This window comes from Cellulomonas sp. ACRRI, from assembly GCF_022346185.1.
Taxonomy (GTDB): Bacteria; Actinomycetota; Actinomycetes; order Actinomycetales; family Cellulomonadaceae; genus Cellulomonas.
In genome coordinates this window covers 1-15,003 of sequence record NZ_JAKRMS010000109.1, presented here as the reverse complement: position 1 = coordinate 15,003, position 15,003 = coordinate 1, and the positions used below count along the sequence as shown (strand labels likewise).

14 protein-coding genes are annotated in these 15,003 nt (G+C 76.1%); 11 read left to right on the top strand and 3 right to left on the bottom strand.

Going from position 1 to position 15,003, the window contains the following annotated elements; all coding sequences use genetic code 11:
* The coding region (gene truA, locus MHY85_RS16390; protein ID WP_239198172.1) for a tRNA pseudouridine(38-40) synthase TruA at window positions 1-942 on the top strand (942 nt) is incomplete at its 5' end.
* Between the two features lie 74 nt (window positions 943-1,016).
* Here the strand turns inward: truA and MHY85_RS16385 are convergent.
* A complete protein-coding gene (locus tag MHY85_RS16385; protein WP_239198170.1) occupies window positions 1,017-1,436 on the bottom strand; it encodes a DUF5709 domain-containing protein in 420 nt (139 codons plus the stop codon).
* Window positions 1,437-1,523: 87 nt separating this feature from the next.
* Between MHY85_RS16385 and MHY85_RS16380 the strand changes: the two genes are divergently transcribed.
* The 7 genes from MHY85_RS16380 (at window position 1,524) to MHY85_RS16350 (ending at window position 8,751) form a co-directional block, all read left to right on the top strand.
* Window positions 1,524-3,218 (top strand): ABC-F family ATP-binding cassette domain-containing protein, encoded by a 1,695-nt coding sequence (locus tag MHY85_RS16380; protein WP_239198168.1) that lies wholly within the window; start codon window positions 1,524-1,526, stop codon window positions 3,216-3,218.
* A 209-nt stretch (window positions 3,219-3,427) separates the two neighbouring features.
* Window positions 3,428-3,874, top strand: coding sequence for a 50S ribosomal protein L13 (rplM, locus tag MHY85_RS16375; RefSeq protein WP_239198166.1), 447 nt, complete (start codon window positions 3,428-3,430; stop codon window positions 3,872-3,874).
* Between the two features lie 35 nt (window positions 3,875-3,909).
* Window positions 3,910-4,398, top strand: coding sequence for a 30S ribosomal protein S9 (gene rpsI, locus MHY85_RS16370; protein ID WP_239198164.1), 489 nt, complete (start codon window positions 3,910-3,912; stop codon window positions 4,396-4,398).
* A 149-nt stretch (window positions 4,399-4,547) separates the two neighbouring features.
* On the top strand, window positions 4,548-5,897 hold the full coding sequence (gene glmM, locus MHY85_RS16365; protein WP_239198162.1) for a phosphoglucosamine mutase: 1,350 nt from the start codon (window positions 4,548-4,550) through the stop codon (window positions 5,895-5,897).
* A gap of 13 nt (window positions 5,898-5,910) precedes the next feature.
* Window positions 5,911-6,633, top strand: coding sequence for a peptide deformylase (locus MHY85_RS16360; RefSeq protein WP_239198160.1), 723 nt, complete (start codon window positions 5,911-5,913; stop codon window positions 6,631-6,633).
* A 441-nt stretch (window positions 6,634-7,074) separates the two neighbouring features.
* Window positions 7,075-7,944, top strand: coding sequence for a DedA family protein (locus MHY85_RS16355; RefSeq protein ID WP_239198158.1), 870 nt, complete (start codon window positions 7,075-7,077; stop codon window positions 7,942-7,944).
* Window positions 7,945-8,088: 144 nt separating this feature from the next.
* On the top strand, window positions 8,089-8,751 hold the full coding sequence (locus MHY85_RS16350) for a hypothetical protein (protein ID WP_239198156.1): 663 nt from the start codon (window positions 8,089-8,091) through the stop codon (window positions 8,749-8,751).
* 32 nt (window positions 8,752-8,783) lie between these two features.
* Here MHY85_RS16350 and coaA read toward each other — a convergent pair whose 3' ends face one another.
* Complete coding sequence (coaA, locus tag MHY85_RS16345) at window positions 8,784-9,746, bottom strand: type I pantothenate kinase (protein ID WP_308191412.1); 963 nt, start codon at window positions 9,744-9,746, stop codon at window positions 8,784-8,786.
* A gap of 108 nt (window positions 9,747-9,854) precedes the next feature.
* On the opposite strand from coaA, the gene glmS reads away from it, so the two are divergent.
* Both glmS and MHY85_RS16335 read left to right on the top strand, forming a co-directional pair.
* Complete coding sequence (glmS, locus tag MHY85_RS16340; RefSeq protein WP_239198152.1) at window positions 9,855-11,708, top strand: glutamine--fructose-6-phosphate transaminase (isomerizing); 1,854 nt, start codon at window positions 9,855-9,857, stop codon at window positions 11,706-11,708.
* Between the two features lie 46 nt (window positions 11,709-11,754).
* Window positions 11,755-12,108: a holo-ACP synthase gene (locus MHY85_RS16335; RefSeq protein ID WP_239198150.1), complete on the top strand. Its 354-nt coding sequence runs from the start codon at window positions 11,755-11,757 to the stop codon at window positions 12,106-12,108.
* A gap of 108 nt (window positions 12,109-12,216) precedes the next feature.
* Here MHY85_RS16335 and MHY85_RS16330 read toward each other — a convergent pair whose 3' ends face one another.
* Window positions 12,217-13,203, bottom strand: coding sequence for an LLM class F420-dependent oxidoreductase (locus MHY85_RS16330; protein WP_239198148.1), 987 nt, complete (start codon window positions 13,201-13,203; stop codon window positions 12,217-12,219).
* A gap of 110 nt (window positions 13,204-13,313) precedes the next feature.
* Between MHY85_RS16330 and MHY85_RS16325 the strand changes: the two genes are divergently transcribed.
* Window positions 13,314-14,957 carry a bifunctional ADP-dependent NAD(P)H-hydrate dehydratase/NAD(P)H-hydrate epimerase gene (locus tag MHY85_RS16325; RefSeq protein ID WP_239198146.1) on the top strand — a complete coding sequence of 548 codons (1,644 nt, stop codon included), beginning with the start codon at window positions 13,314-13,316 and terminating at the stop codon, window positions 14,955-14,957.
* Window positions 14,958-15,003 lie beyond the last annotated feature (46 nt).

Sequence of the window (15,003 nt, the reverse complement as noted above, 5' to 3'; positions counted from 1 at the left end):
GCCCCCGCCTCCGCCGACCCGGCCCTCGACGCCGTCGTCCGCGTCCGCGTCGACCTCGCCTACGACGGCACCGACTTCGCCGGCTGGGCCCGCCAGCCCGGCCTGCGCACGGTGCAGGGCGTGGTCGAGGACGCCCTGGCGCTGGTGCTGCGCTCGGAGCACCGCGGGGACGCCCCGCCGCGGGTGACGGTCGCCGGGCGCACGGACGCCGGGGTGCACGCGCGCGGGCAGGTCCTGCACGTGGACGTGCCGGCCGCGGCGTGGGTCGCGGTGCCCGGCCGCTCGGACCGGACGCCCGAGGAGTCGCTGCTGACCCGGCTGGCCGGGGTGCTCCCGCCGGACGTCGTGGCCAGGGCCGTCCGCGTCGCCCCGGAGGGCTTCGACGCGCGGTTCTCGGCCGTGGCCCGGCGGTACGTGTACCGGGTGTGCGACGACGCGGCGCTGCGCGACCCGCTGCGCCGCGCGCACGTGCTGTGGACGCGGCGGCCGCTCGACGTGGCGGCGATGGACGAGGCGGCGGGGCGGGTCCTGGGCCGGCACGACTTCGCGGCGTACTGCAAGCCCCGGCCGGGGGCGACGACGATCCGCACGCTGGACGAGCTGACCTGGGAGCGCCCCGCGGACGGCCCGGACGCCGGGCTCGTGGTGGCGACGGTGCGTGCGGACGCGTTCTGCCACTCGATGGTGCGCGCGCTGGTGGGCGCGAGCCTGGCGGTGGGGGAGGGCCGGCGGCCGGTGGGCTGGCCGGCGGAACTGCTGGTGGGCGGGCGGCGCGACCCGGGCAGCGCGGTGGTGGCCGCGCACGGCCTCACGCTGGAGGAGGTCGTCTACCCGCCGGACGCGGAGCTGGCGCAGCGCCAGCTCCGGACGCGGGCGATGCGCTCCGCGGACGACGTGCACGCACCGCCGGCGGGGCGGACGGGGGACGCCGCCGAGGAGTGACGCGGGCGGCGGACGCCGGTGCCCCCGCACCCGTGCCCGCCGCCCGCCCTCTCGCGCCGCGAGGAGGCGTGGAGTCAGTCCTCCTCGTCGACGACGTGCACGGCGGCCTCCTCGGCGCTCGCCGCGCCGCCGTCGACGCCTGCGTCCAGCGCGAACTGGTCGTTGCCGCCCGCCTCCACGGCGTCGTCGTCCTCGAGCAGCCGGCCGGCGCGGTCGGGCTCGCGGGACGGGTCCGGAGCGCGGTCGGGGTCCTCCCAGACCTCGGGCTCCTCCTGGGCCACGCGCTGGTCGAGCGTCTCCCCGCGCGACTCCTCCCACGGGGTCTCGCCGAAGTGGCTGGACGCGGGGCGGGGCCGCTCGGGCGGGCTGTAGCCCTCGTCCAGCAGGTCGTCGACGCCGCGTCCGACCAGCGTGTCCTCGGCGGGGAGCTGGTCGGCGTCGCCCTCGGCTCCGGTGGCGGCGTCCGTGCTCGTGGCAGGGGTGTTCTCGCTCATGCGACGAGCCTGGCACCCCGCCTGCCGCGCTGCCACCGCACGGATAACCGGTTGGGACCCGCGCCGCGGACCTGGGACGATCGGGGCATGGGTCATCTCGAGGTGCACGACGTGCGCTACGTGCTCCCCGACGGCCGTCCGCTCCTCGGGGGTGTCGACCTGCGGGTCGGCGAGGGGCAGCGCACGGCGTTGGTCGGCCCGAACGGTGCGGGGAAGTCGACGCTGCTGCGGATCGTCGCGGGGGACGAGCAGCCGCACGACGGCGCGGTCGTGCGCACGGGCGGGCTCGGGGTGATGCGGCAGGACGTCGGCCGGATCGCCGACGACCGCTCGGTGCGCGACCTGCTGGCCTCGCTGGCGACCGGCGCGATCGGCGCGGCGGCGGCGGAGCTGACCGCGTCCGAGCTGCGGATGATGGAGGTCGACGACGAGCCGTCGCAGATGCGGTACGCGCAGGCGCTCGCGGACTGGGCGGACGTCGGTGGCTACGAGGTCGAGGCCGACTGGGACCGGGTGACGGACGCGGTGCTGTCCATCCCGTTCGACCGGGCGCAGCACCGGGGCGTGCGGACGCTGTCGGGTGGCGAGCAGAAGCGGCTGGTGCTGGAGGCGCTGCTGCGGGGCCCCCAGGAGGTGCTGCTGCTGGACGAGCCGGACAACGCGCTCGACGTGCCGACCAAGCGGTGGCTGGAGCGCCGGCTGCTCGACAGCCCGAAGACGGTGCTGCTGGTGAGCCACGACCGGGAGCTGCTGTCCCGGGTCCCCACGCACGTCGCGACGCTGGAGCCCGCGCGGGCCGGCGCGACGGTGTGGGTGCACGGCGGGACGTTCACCACGTACACCCAGGCCCGGGAGGCCCGCCGCGAGCGGCTGGCCGAGCTGGCCCGCCGGTGGGACGAGGAGCACGCGAAGCTCATCACCCTGGTGAACACGTTGAAGACGAAGGCGGCGTTCAACGACGGCCTGGCGTCGCGGTACTCGGCGGCCCAGACCCGGCTGCGCAAGTTCGAGGAGGCGGGCCCGCCGGAGGTCGTCTCCCACGACCAGCACGTGCGGGTCCGGCTGCGCGGCGGGCGCACGGCCAAGCGCGCGGTCGTCGCGGAGCGGCTGGAGCTGACGGGGCTGATGCGGCCGTTCGACCTCGAGGTGTGGTTCGGCGAGCGTGTGGCCGTGCTCGGGTCGAACGGGTCGGGCAAGTCGCACTTCCTGCGGCTGCTCGCCGCGGGCGGCAGCGACCCCCAGCCCGAGCAGGCCCCGGCCGAGGGGGAGCTGCCGATCGACCCGGTCCCGCACACCGGGGTCGCCCGGCTGGGCTCCCGCGTGGTGCCGGGGTTCTTCGCGCAGAACCGGCAGCACGCGCAGGACGCCGCGTTCGCCGGCCGCACGCTGCTGGAGATCCTGCACCGCGGCGAGGGCCGGCGGCCGGGGATGGGCCGGGAGCCCGCGAGCAAGGCGCTGGACCGGTACGAGCTGGTCGCGTCGGCGGAGCAGCGGTACGAGACGCTCTCGGGCGGGCAGCAGGCGCGGTTCCACATCCTGCTGCTGGAGCTCGGCGGGGCGACCCTGCTGCTGCTCGACGAGCCGACGGACAACCTCGACCTGCACTCGGCGGAGGCCCTGGAGGCGGGGCTCGCGGCGTTCGAGGGCACCGTGCTCGCGGTGACGCACGACCGGTGGTTCGCGCGCGGGTTCGACCGGTACCTCGTGTTCGGCGAGGACGGGGCGGTCGTGGAGACGCCGGAGCCCGTGTGGGACGCGGGCCGGGTGGCACGGGCGCGCTGAGCAGGGGCGGCGGGCGGTGACCGACGTCGCTTTGACCGCCCCCCGGCCCGGCGGCTACCCTGGTGAGTCGTTGTGCGTCCGTCGGTGTCGACCCTGGTGCGTTCCCACTCACCGGTCCACGGACGACGCACCGACGGTACTCATCGGCTGACCCCGGCTTCTACGGGATTGCCGTGGACACAGTCAGAGACATAGAGAAGGCAACGACCGTGCGCACGTACACCCCGAAGCCCGGCGACGTCCAGCGGAACTGGTACGTCATCGACGCGACCGATGTCGTCCTGGGCCGCCTCGCCACCCACGTCGCCACGCTGCTGCGCGGCAAGCACAAGGCGACCTTCGCCCCGCACGTGGACGGCGGCGACTTCGTCATCGTCATCAACGCGGACAAGGTCGCCCTGACGGGCACCAAGCGCGAGACCAAGCTCGCCTACCGCCACTCGGGCTTCCCGGGCGGTCTGCGGGCGACCACGTACACCGAGCTCCTCGAGAAGCACCCCGAGCGTGCCGTCGAGAAGGCCGTGCGTGGCATGCTGCCGAAGACCTCGCTGGCCCGCCAGCAGCTCTCCAAGCTGAAGGTCTACCGCGGCGCGGAGCACCCGCACGCCGCCCAGCAGCCGAAGCCCTTCGAGATCACCCAGGTCGCGCAGGGCTGACGCCCTCGAGCACACCGGAACAGGACGCGAGACACATGGCCGAGACCACGGTCGACATCGACCTTGAGGGCGGCGAGACGCCCAGCAGCTACACCTCCGAGACGGCCGCTCCCGCGGGCCGCGGCCAGAGCCTGACGGCTCCGGGCCAGGCCCTGGGCCGCCGCAAGGAGGCGATCGCCCGCGTGCGCCTGGTGCCCGGCACCGGCCAGTGGAAGATCAACGGCCGCACCCTCGAGGAGTACTTCCCGAACAAGGTGCACCAGCAGCTCGTGAACTCCCCGCTGAAGCTGGTGGAGGTCGAGGGCCGCTTCGACGTCATCGCCCGCATCAGCGGCGGCGGCGTCACCGGCCAGGCCGGCGCGCTGCGCCTGGGCATCGCCCGTGCGCTCAACGCGATCGACGCCGAGCACAACCGCCCGGCGCTGAAGAAGGCCGGCTTCCTGACCCGCGACGCCCGCGTCGTCGAGCGCAAGAAGGCCGGTCTCAAGAAGGCCCGCAAGGCCCCGCAGTACTCCAAGCGCTGATCCACGGATCAGCGACCGCGGCCGATGGCCCCGAGGGTCCGCCCTCGGGGCCATCGGCCGTTCCGGTGCCCGGGCTGCGCGCGCTGACGCGCCCGCCCTGGCACGATGCTGGAGGCCGCAGCGGCGGCCCGACGACGAGGGGGCCCTCGATGGGACGACTGTTCGGCACCGACGGGGTGCGCGGCCTGGCGAACCGGGACGTGACCGCGGAGCTGGCGCTGGACCTGTCCGTGGCGGCCGCGCACGTGCTCGGCCAGCGCGGCGAGTTCGCGGGCCACCGCCCGCGCGCCGTGGTCGGCCGCGACCCGCGCGCCTCGGGCGAGTTCCTGTCCGCCGCGGTGGCCGCCGGCCTGGCGAGCGCGGGCGTGGACGTGCTGAACGTCGGCGTGCTGCCCACCCCGGCGATCGCGCACCTGACGGGCGCGCTGGACGTCGACCTCGGCGTGGTGCTGTCGGCCTCGCACAACCCGATGCCGGACAACGGCATCAAGTTCCTGGCGCGCGGCGGCCACAAGCTCGACGACGAGCTCGAGGACGCCATCGAGCAGCGCCTGCGCGCGGACTGGGAGCGACCCGTGGGGGCCGCCGTCGGCCGGATCCGGTCGGACACCGGGCGCGCGGGCGAGCAGTACGTCGAGCACCTGGTCTCGACGCTCGGCCACGACCTCGCGGGCCTGCGCGTCGCGGTGGACTGCGCGAACGGCGCGGCGTCCGAGGTGGGTCCCGCGGCGCTCCGCGCGGCCGGCGCCGACGTGGTGGTGATCAACGCGTCGCCCGACGGCCGGAACATCAACGAGGCGTGCGGCTCGACGCACCCCGAGCAGCTGCAGGCCGCGGTCGTCGCCTCCGGCGCGGACCTCGGCGTGGCCTTCGACGGCGACGCGGACCGCTGCCTCGCGGTCGACCACACCGGCGCGCTGGTCGACGGCGACCAGATCATGGGCGTGCTCGCGCTCGACCTGCGGGAGCGCGGCGTCCTGGCGCACGACACGCTGGTCGTCACGGTGATGAGCAACCTCGGCCTGCGCCTCGCGATGCAGGCGGCGGGCGTCCGCACCGTGGAGACGGGTGTCGGCGACCGCTACGTCCTGGAGGCGATGCGCGCGCACGGGTACAACCTGGGCGGCGAGCAGTCGGGTCACGTGATCCTCGCGGACCACGCCACCACGGGCGACGGCACGCTCACCGCGCTCCAGCTGGCGTCCCGGGTCGCCGCGACCGGCCAGAAGCTCAGCGAGCTCGCGGCCGTGGTGCGGCGGCTGCCGCAGACGCTGGTCAACGTGCCCGGGGTGGACAAGGACCGCGCGGGCACCGACGAGCACGTCGCCGCGGCCGTCGGCGCCGCGCAGAGCTCGCTCGGGTCGACGGGGCGCGTGCTGCTCCGCCCGTCCGGGACGGAGCCGCTGGTGCGCGTGATGGTGGAGGCCGCGACGCAGGACGACGCCGACCGGGTCGCCGGGCAGCTGGCGGACGTCGTGCGCGACCGGCTGGCGCTCTGAGCCGGAGCGGGCGATGACGACGACGGGCGGGGCCGGAGCGGCGCCGGACGCCGGTGCTGCGCCGCAGGCGAGCTGGCCGTCCGCGGTGGTGCGCGAGCACGTCCTGCGGCTGCTCGACGCCGGCGCGGCCGACCCGTCGGGCACCGTGCCGATCGTGCAGGCGGGCCACCCGGCGCTGCGGATGCGCGCGGTCCCGTTCGACGGGCAGGTCGGCCAGGACGAGCTCACCGCGCTGGTGGCGCTGATGCGCCGGACGATGCACGCCGCTCCCGGCGTCGGTCTCGCCGCCCCGCAGATCGGGCTGCCGCTCGCGCTCGCGGTGCTGGCCGACCCGGGTGCCGGCGAGACCGAGACCGGCCGCGTCCGGGAGCGCCCGGCGCTGCCGTTCCGGGTGCTCGTGAACCCGGTGTACGAGCCGGTGCCCGGCGAGCAGCCGGAGCGGGTGTCGTTCTACGAGGGCTGCCTCAGCGTCGTCGGCTACCAGGCGGTGGTCCCGCGGCTGCGGCGGCTGCGGCTCACCGGGCAGGACGAGACGGGCGCCGCGCTCGACGAGGTGGTGCAGGGCTGGCCCGCCCGGATCGTCCAGCACGAGACGGACCACCTCAACGGGACGCTGTACCTGGACCGCGCGCACCCGCGCTCGCTGTCGGCGACCGACGAGCTCGGCGCGCACTGGGCGACGGAGCCCCGCCCGACCGAGGCGGCGCGCACCCTCGGCTTCCCCCTGGAGCCCTGAGGCCGCGCCGCCTGATCACCGGCGGATCGTCGCGCCACCCCGGGTCCGACCGGGTGGGGTGGGGACGATCCGGTGGGGACCGGGGCGCTCGGCGCCCGGGTCGTGCCGCGCAGCGTTCACCGGGTCGTCACCGAATGACCGTGACCCGTGTCGGACCCGCGTGGTGCACTGGCACCGCTGGGGACGCACGGGTGCCGGGGTGGCGCACCGGGGTGCGGCCGGCCCGTCGGGGTCGTCCGTCCGGTCGGCGCCGCTCCGCCGGGAGGCGGACCCCGGGCGGCAGGACGTCGTCCCGGGGGCCGATGCCGCGTGCGACGGGCCCGGTGAGGATGGGGGGAGAACCAGGGGGGAGTCGGGGGAGTCCCCCATGTCGCGGCCGGTGGCACGCACCTAGCGTGGACGTCGACCGCCGAGGCCAGCCGCCGAACGACGCAGGAGCTGATGACCGTGCTGCAGGACTGGATCAGCGCCATCGAGGGCTGGGTGCCGATGCTGGCCGACTCCCTCTGGGTGTTCCCGGCGCTGTTCCTGTTCGCGACGATCGACGGCTTCTTCCCGCCGATCCCGAGCGAGTCGGTCGTGATCGCCCTGGCGTCGCTGTCGGTCTCCCAGGGCGCGCCGAACATCGTGCTGGTGGTGCTGGCCGCCGCGCTCGGCGCGTTCGCCGGCGACCAGATCGCGTACGCGATCGGCTCGAGGGTCGACGTGCACCGGCTCCGGGTGTTCCGCACCGTCCGGGGACGCAAGGCGCTGGCCTGGGCGGAGCACGCGCTGGCGCACCGGGGGTCGTCGTTCATCCTCGCGGCGCGGTACATCCCGATCGGCCGGGTCGCGGTGAACATGACGGCCGGCGCGCTCGGCTACCCGCGCAAGCGGTTCGTCGGGCTGACCGGGCTCGCCGCGGTGACCTGGGCCGCGTACGGCTCCGCGGTCGGCGCGGGCGCCGGGCTGTGGCTGGAGGACCACCCCCTGATCGCGGTCGTCGCGGGGGTCGTCGTCGGCACGCTCGTGGGCGTCGGGATCGACTGGGTGCTGCGCCGCTGGACCGGGATCGACCGCACCCCGGTGACGGTCGGCGGCGCACCCGCCGCGGCCGCACCCGCCGCGGCCGCACCCGCCGCCGCGGCGACCGCTGCGTCGGCGCCTCCCGCGGGCGTCACCCGGCCGGCCACGCCGGCAGCCCCGGCCCGGCCGGTCGCGCCGGCGACCCCCGCCCGGCCGGCCGCGGCCGCACCCGTCGCCGCGGCGTGCGTCCCGGGGGGCCCGGACGTCCGGGTCACGTCCCGGCAACGATCCGGCCCCGCCCGCTAACGATCCGGCATCGTCGCCCGGCCGCGCGCCCGGCCGCACCTACGCTCGGTCCGGGCCACAACGGCGTCGCCCCCGACGGCGGAGGCCGGGCAGACGCCCGCGCCTTCGCCCTGGGCAGGGGTACGGGCGACGGAGGGTGGCGAGATGGCGGCATCGCGTCCTCGCGCACCCCGGTGGCACCCCGGCCGCACCGTCCACGGCGGCGTCGCCGCGCTCGCCCTCGCCGTCGGCCTGGCCGCCTGCGCGGGCGGGGACGGGTCGTCGTCCGCGGCGGACGCGGCGGACGCGGCCGAGCGCGGCTCGGCGGGCGCCGCGGTGTCCGCCGGCGCGGACTGCCTGGCCCCGCAGGTCCTCGATGCGCTCGGGTTCGCCGGCGGCGGCGGGAGCAGCACGGCGCACCCTGACGTCCCCGCCGCCGGCCCGGTCCCGGACGGGTTCTCCGCGGTGTCCGCCGTCCTGTGCACCACGGGGGAGACGCTCACGGACGCCGCGGGCCGGTGGGCGGCCGTGACCGCGACCCGGCTGGAGGGCGACGTCCGGCCGCTGCTCACCGCGCTGACGGCGTCGTCGACGGTCCCCGCGTCGGGGACGCCCCCGACGCCGTGCGCGGCGGACGCGGAGCGGGCCGACCTCTGGCTGGTGGACGCGCTGGGCGCCGCGGTCCGGGTGGCCCTGCCGTCCGGGGGCTGCGGCCCGCTGCCGGTCTCGGTGTCGGAGGGCCTGGAGGCGCTGGACGCGGTCGACGTCGAGCACTACCCGGTCGAGCTGGTCGGACCGCGGGCGACGGCGAGCCCGACCGGGAGCTGACGCTCGCCCCGGCCGGGTCGGCGTCCGGCGGGTCAGAGCTTGCGGAGCCGCACCCGGCGGACCGAGTGGTCCCCGCCCTTGGTCAGCACGAGCGTCGCCCGGCTGCGCGTGGGCAGGATGTTCCGCACCAGGTTGGGGGCGTTGATCGCGTCCCAGATGCCCTCGGCGCGGGCGACCGCCTCGGCGTCGCTGAGGCCCGCGTACCGGTGGAAGTACGACTCCGGCCGGGCGAACGCGGTCGACCGCAGGGACAGGAACCGCTCGACGTACCACTGCCGCACGTCGGAGGTCCGCGCGTCGACGTAGATGGAGAAGTCGAAGAAGTCGCTCACCGCGAGGTTCGACGTGCTCGACGTGCCGGCGGCGGACGGGGCCGGCTGCAGGACGTTCAGGCCCTCGACGATCAGCACGTCCGGCCGGCGCACGACCACCTCGGCGCCGGGGACGATGTCGTAGGTGACGTGGTCGTACACCGGCGCCCGGACCTCGTCGTGGCCGGCCTTGACCTTCGAGACGAACTGCAGCAGCGCGCGGCGGTCGTAGGACTCGGGGAAGCCCTTGCGGTCCATCAGGCCGCGGCGCTCGAGCTCGGCGTTCGGGTGCAGGAACCCGTCGGTGGTCATGAGCGCGACGTTCGGGGTGGCCGGCCAGCGGGCCATCAGCTCGCGCAGCAGCCGGGCCGTCGTGGACTTGCCGACCGCGACCGACCCCGCGACGCCGATGACGAACGGGGTGCGCGGGGTGTCCTCCCGCAGGAACGTCGACGACGCGGCGTGCAGGCGGCGCGTCGCGGTGACGTACAGGTCGAGCAGCCGGGACAGCGGGCGGTAGATCGCGTCCACCTCGGCCAGGTCGATCGGGTCCCCGAGGCCGCGGAGCCGGGTCACGTCGTCGTCGGTGAGCGGGAGCGGCGTGGACTCGGACAGGCGGACCCAGGAGTCCCGGTCGAGCTCCACGTACGGGGAGGTCTGCCCGGGGACGTCGGTGGCGCGCACCCGACGATTCTGCACGATGCGGCCGGTCCCGCCCGCCGGGCCGCGGGCTCGCCGGGACGTGACCTGCGACGCGGCGGTGCCGCCCGGGCCGCGGCTAGACTCCGGCCCATGTGTGGAATCGTCGGGTATGTCGGTGATCACGGCCCGGACGGCCGACCGCTCGGGGTCGTCCTCGAGGGCCTGCGCCGCCTGGAGTACCGCGGGTACGACTCTGCGGGCGTCGCCCTCGTCACCCCGGAGGGCCTGGCCACGGCCAAGAAGGCCGGCAAGCTCGTCAACCTGACGGGGCTGCTCGAGGAGCGGCCGCTGCCGGGCGCCACCGCCGGCATCGGCCACACCCGCTGGGCCACCCACGGCGGCCCGACGGACGTCAACGCGCACCCGCACGTCGCGGGCGGGCTGGCCCTCATCCACAACGGCATCGTCGAGAACTTCGCGGTGCTCAAGGAGGAGCTGCTGGCCGACGGCGCGGAGCTGCTCTCCGAGACGGACACCGAGGTCGTCGCGCACCTGCTGTCCCGCGCGTACGCGGAGGTCAAGGACCTCGGCGACGCCATGCGCCAGGTGGTCCGCCGGCTGCACGGCACGTTCACCCTGCTCGCGGTGCACGAGGACCACCCGGACACCGTGGTCGGCGCCCGGCACGACTCCCCGCTGGTCGTGGGGCTCGGCGACGGCGCGAACTACCTCGGCTCGGACGTGGCCGCGTTCATCGCGGAGACCCGCCGGGCGCTCGAGCTCGCGCAGGACCAGGTCGTCGTCATCACGCCGCGCTCGGTCACGGTGACGGACTTCGACGGCAACCCGGCCGAGGGTCGCGAGTACACGATCGACTGGGACGCCGCGGCCGCCGAGAAGGGCGGCTTCCGCTCCTTCATGGAGAAGGAGATCGCCGACCAGCCGCAGGCCGTGCAGGACACGCTGCTGGGCCGCACGGACACCCGCGGGCGCCTGGTGCTGGACGACCTGAAGATCTCCGAGTCGCTGCTGCGGTCGGTGGACAAGATCATCGTGATCGCCTGCGGCACCGCCGCCTACTCCGGGCACGTCGCCAAGTACGCCATCGAGCACTGGTGCCGCATCCCGGTCGAGGTCGAGCTGGCGCACGAGTTCCGGTACCGCGACCCGATCCTCACCGAGCGCACCCTGGTCGTCGCGATCTCGCAGTCCGGCGAGACGATGGACACGCTGATGGCGGTCCGGCACGCCCGCGAGCAGGGCGCCAAGGTGCTGGCGATCTGCAACACCCACGGCTCGACGATCCCGCGCGAGTCCGACGCGGTGCTCTACACGCACGCCGGCCCGGAGGTCGCGGTCGCGTCGACCAAGGCGTTCCTCGCCCAGATCACCGCGGCCTACCTGCTCGGCCTGTACCTGGCGCAGCTGCGCGGCAACAAGTTCGCGGACGAGATCGGCGAGATCCTCGACGACCTGCGCGCCATGCCGGAGAAGATTCAGGAGGTGCTGGACCGCTCGGGCCGCGTGCGGGAGATCGCCCGGTGGATGGCGGACACCTCGTCGGTGCTGTTCCTCGGCCGGCACGTCGGCTTCCCGGTGGCGCTCGAGGGCGCGCTCAAGCTCAAGGAGATCGCGTACATCCACGCCGAGGGCTTCGCGGCCGGCGAGCTCAAGCACGGCCCGATCGCGCTGATCGAGCCCGGCCAGCCGGTGTTCGTCATCGTGCCGAGCCCGCGCGGCCGGGACTCGCTGCACTCGAAGGTCGTCTCCAACATCCAGGAGATCCGCGCGCGCGGCGCCCGCACGCTGGTGATCGCGGAGGACGGCGACGAGGCGGTGCGCGCGTACGCCGACGAGGTGTTCTACGTGCCGCAGAGCCCGACGCTGCTGGCGCCGCTGCTGTCGGTCGTGCCGCTGCAGATCTTCGCGTGCGAGCTCGCCACGGCCCGCGGTCTGGACGTGGACCAGCCGCGGAACCTGGCGAAGTCGGTCACGGTCGAGTGACCGCGGCAGCGGCGCCGGCCGCCGCCCGGCCGGACCGGGTGCCCGCGTGATCGTCGGCGTCGGGATCGACGTCGTGGACGTCGCCCGGTTCCTCGCGACCGTCGAGCGGGTGCCCGCGCTGCGCGAGCGGCTGTTCACGCCGGAGGAGCGGGCGCTGCCGCCGGCGTCGCTCGCCGCGCGGTTCGCCGCCAAGGAGGCGATCGCGAAGTCGCTCGGCGCCCCCGCGGGCATGTCCTGGCAGGACGCGACCGTGCGCCGGGTCCGGGGCGAGCAGCCCGTGGTCGAGGTGACCGGCACGGTCGCGGCGGCCGCGGCGGCCCGCGGGGTCACCCGCTTCCACCTCTCCCTGAGCCACGACGCCGGCATCGCCTCGGCCATGGTCGTCGCCGAATCCGACTGACCGGCGCCCGCGTCCGCGCCCGCGTCCGCGTCCGCCGAGTCTGCGGGAGCGGACTGCGGGACGTCGTCCCGTCGCAGTCCGGTCCCGCAGACTCGGCGCTGTGCGCGCTCAGCGCAGGGCCGGGACGACCTCGCGCTCGAACAGCTCGATGCCGCTGCGGTCGTAGGCCGCCTCCGCGAAGTACGTGATCGCGTACGTCATGCCGAGGGCGCGGAGCTCGGTGAGCTTCTCGACGATCTGCTCCGGGGTGCCGACGAGGGTGCCGCGGCGGAACTCCTCGGCGACCTCGGGGGCCTTGTCCGGGACGGTGCGGGCGTAGTGCTCCTCGACCCAGGCGATCCGGTCGTCGACCTCCGCCTCCGTCGCGCCGATGACGACGTTGTAGTTGGCCGAGCGCGTGATCTCGTCGTAGTTCCGGCCGATCGCGGCGCAGTGCTCCTGCAGGACCTTGCTCTTGTGCGCGAAGCCCGCCGGGGAGCCGTCGAAGTTGGTGTACGCCGCGTGCTCGGCCGCGACGCGCAGGGTCTTGCGCTCGCCGCCGCCGGCGATCCACAGCGGCGGGCCGTCGACCTGCAGGGGCAGCGGGGAGAGCTGCGCGCCGTCGACCTGGTAGTGCCGCCCGTCGAGGGTCGCGACGCCGTTGGTCCACAGCTGCTTCATGATCTGCACGCCCTCGTCGAGCATGGCGATGCGCTCGCCCGGCTTCGGGAAGCCGTAGCCGTAGGCGCGCCACTCGTGCTCGTACCAGCCGGCGCCGATGCCCATCTGCACGCGGCCGCCCGAGATGATGTCGGCGGTCGCGGCGACCTTCGCGAGGTAGGCCGGGTTCCGGTAGGCCATGCAGGTGCACATCTGGCCGAGCGCCACGCGGCTGGTGGTCGCCGCGTACGCGTTCATGAGGCTCCACGCCTCGTGGGTGGCCTCGCCGTTGGGCTCGGGCACCGCGTGGAAGTGGTCGTAGACCCAGATGGAGTCGAAGGCGTCGCCCTGGTCGGCGTAGGTCGCGAGGCCGCTCATGACGGACCAGTGGTCGCGGGCGTCGATGCCCGTGAGGTCCTGCCGCCAGCCCTGGGGAATGAAGAGTCCGAAGCGCATGTGCCGCAACCTATCGCCGCGCCGGGCCGAGCGCCGGTCGCCGAGCCCTGGCGGACGCGGCCGCGCCGCACGGGTGGGCGGGCCCCGCCGCGCTCCGCCAGGATGGACGCATGATCCTGGGGTACACGGCGGACGAGGTCCGCGCGGCGGAGGAGCCGCTGCTCGCGCAGGGGGTCCCGCTGATGCAGCGGGCGGCGTCGGCGCTCGCGTCGCGGGTCGGCACGGAGCTGGCCGACCGGCGGGGGCAGGTGCGCGGCGCGACGGTGGTGGCGCTCGTCGGGCCGGGGAACAACGGCGGCGACGCGTTGCACGCGGGCGCGTACCTCGCGCGGCGCGGGGTGCGGGTGGTGGCGGTGTGCGCGACGGACGCGCCGCACGCGGAGGGCCTGGCGGCGCTGCGCCGGGCCGGCGGGCGCGCGGTGCGGGCGGTCGACCCCGGGGCGGTCGACCCCGGGGCGGGCGACCCCGGGGCGGGCGACGTCGCGGGCGACGCCGCCACGGACGCGCCGGCCGGGCTGCCCGCCGTGTGGCTGGGCGACGCCGTGGCCGAGGCGTACGCCGCCGACGTGGTCCTGGACGGGCTGCTCGGCATCGGTGGCCGCGGCGCGCCGCGCGGGGTCGCCGGGCTGCTGGCGGGTCTGCTCGGCGACCTGCTCGAGGCCGAGGACGCGGGCGCGGCGGGCGGCGGCCCCCGCGGCGCGGCCGAGGCCGGTGGCGGGCCGCTGGTGGTCGCGGTCGACCTGCCCAGCGGCGTCGGCGTGGACGACGGGGCGCTCCCGGACGGCCCGGTGCTGCCCGCCGGGCTGACGGTGACGTTCGGGGCCGCGAAGCCCGGGCTGCTGCTGCCCCCGGCCTCGCGGCGCGCGGGCCGGGTGGAGGTGGTCGACCTCGGCCTGGCGCTGCCGGAGCGCCCGTCGGCCGCGCGCCTGGCCCCGGCGGACGTCGCGGCGCTCTGGCCGGTGCCCGGGCCCGAGGACCACAAGTACAGCCGCGGCGTGCTCGGGGTGGTGGCGGGGACGCCGGCGTACCCGGGGGCGGCGGTGCTGACGGTGTCCGCGGCGGCGCTGTCGGGCGTCGGGATGGTGCGGTACGTGGGGCCGTCGTCGGTCGCGCGGTCGGTGCTCGCCGCCCGGCCGGAGATCGTGGCGGGGCAGGGCCGGGTGCAGGCCTGGCTGCTCGGCCCGGGCGTCGACCCGGCGCACGCCAAGCAGGCGCGCCGGCTGACCGCGGCGCTGCACGCGGCGCTCGCGGAGGGCCTGCCGGCGGTGCTCGACGCGGGGGCGCTGGCCCTGGCGCCGCGGGACCTCGCGCCGTGGTGCGTGCTCACCCCGCACGCCGGTGAGCTCGCGGCGCTGCTCGGGCGGTTCGGCGAGGAGGTGCCGCGGTCCGCGGTCGAGGCGGAGCCGCTGCGCTGGTCGCGCCGGGCGCACGAGCTGACCGGTGCGACGGTGCTGCTCAAGGGGTCGACGACGGTGGTCGTGGGCGCGGGCGGCGCGGTGTACGCGCAGGCGGACGCGCCCGGCTGGCTCGCCACCGCGGGGTCGGGCGACGTGCTCGCCGGGGTGCTGGGCGCGCTGCTCGCGGGCCGGGCGGCCGACGTGCTGGACGACCCGCCGCTGGCCGCCGCGCTCGCGGCCGCCGCGGCGCTGGTGCACGGGCGGGCGGCGGAGGTCGCGGTGCCGGGCGGGCCGGTCACGGCGCTGGCCGTCGCGCACGCCGTGCCGGCGACCGTGGCAGGGTTGCTCCGTGGCTGACACCCGCGACGACGCCGTCGCCCCCGACCGCCCCGGAACCCCCGAC

What these genes read in the sequence shown, in the direction of transcription:
- MHY85_RS16385 (WP_239198170.1), bottom strand. Translation starts at nt 1,436, where the DNA reads ATGAGCGAGAACACCCCTGCCACGAGCACGGACGCCGCCACCGGAGCC.
- MHY85_RS16380 (WP_239198168.1), top strand. Translation starts at nt 1,524, where the DNA reads ATGGGTCATCTCGAGGTGCACGACGTGCGCTACGTGCTCCCCGACGGC.
- rpsI (WP_239198164.1), top strand. Translation starts at nt 3,910, where the DNA reads ATGGCCGAGACCACGGTCGACATCGACCTTGAGGGCGGCGAGACGCCC.
- glmM (WP_239198162.1), top strand. Translation starts at nt 4,548, where the DNA reads ATGGGACGACTGTTCGGCACCGACGGGGTGCGCGGCCTGGCGAACCGG.
- MHY85_RS16360 (WP_239198160.1), top strand. Translation starts at nt 5,911, where the DNA reads ATGACGACGACGGGCGGGGCCGGAGCGGCGCCGGACGCCGGTGCTGCG.
- MHY85_RS16355 (WP_239198158.1), top strand. Translation starts at nt 7,075, where the DNA reads ATGACCGTGCTGCAGGACTGGATCAGCGCCATCGAGGGCTGGGTGCCG.
- MHY85_RS16350 (WP_239198156.1), top strand. Translation starts at nt 8,089, where the DNA reads ATGGCGGCATCGCGTCCTCGCGCACCCCGGTGGCACCCCGGCCGCACC.
- glmS (WP_239198152.1), top strand. Translation starts at nt 9,855, where the DNA reads ATGTGTGGAATCGTCGGGTATGTCGGTGATCACGGCCCGGACGGCCGA.
- MHY85_RS16330 (WP_239198148.1), bottom strand. Translation starts at nt 13,203, where the DNA reads ATGCGCTTCGGACTCTTCATTCCCCAGGGCTGGCGGCAGGACCTCACG.
- MHY85_RS16325 (WP_239198146.1), top strand. Translation starts at nt 13,314, where the DNA reads ATGATCCTGGGGTACACGGCGGACGAGGTCCGCGCGGCGGAGGAGCCG.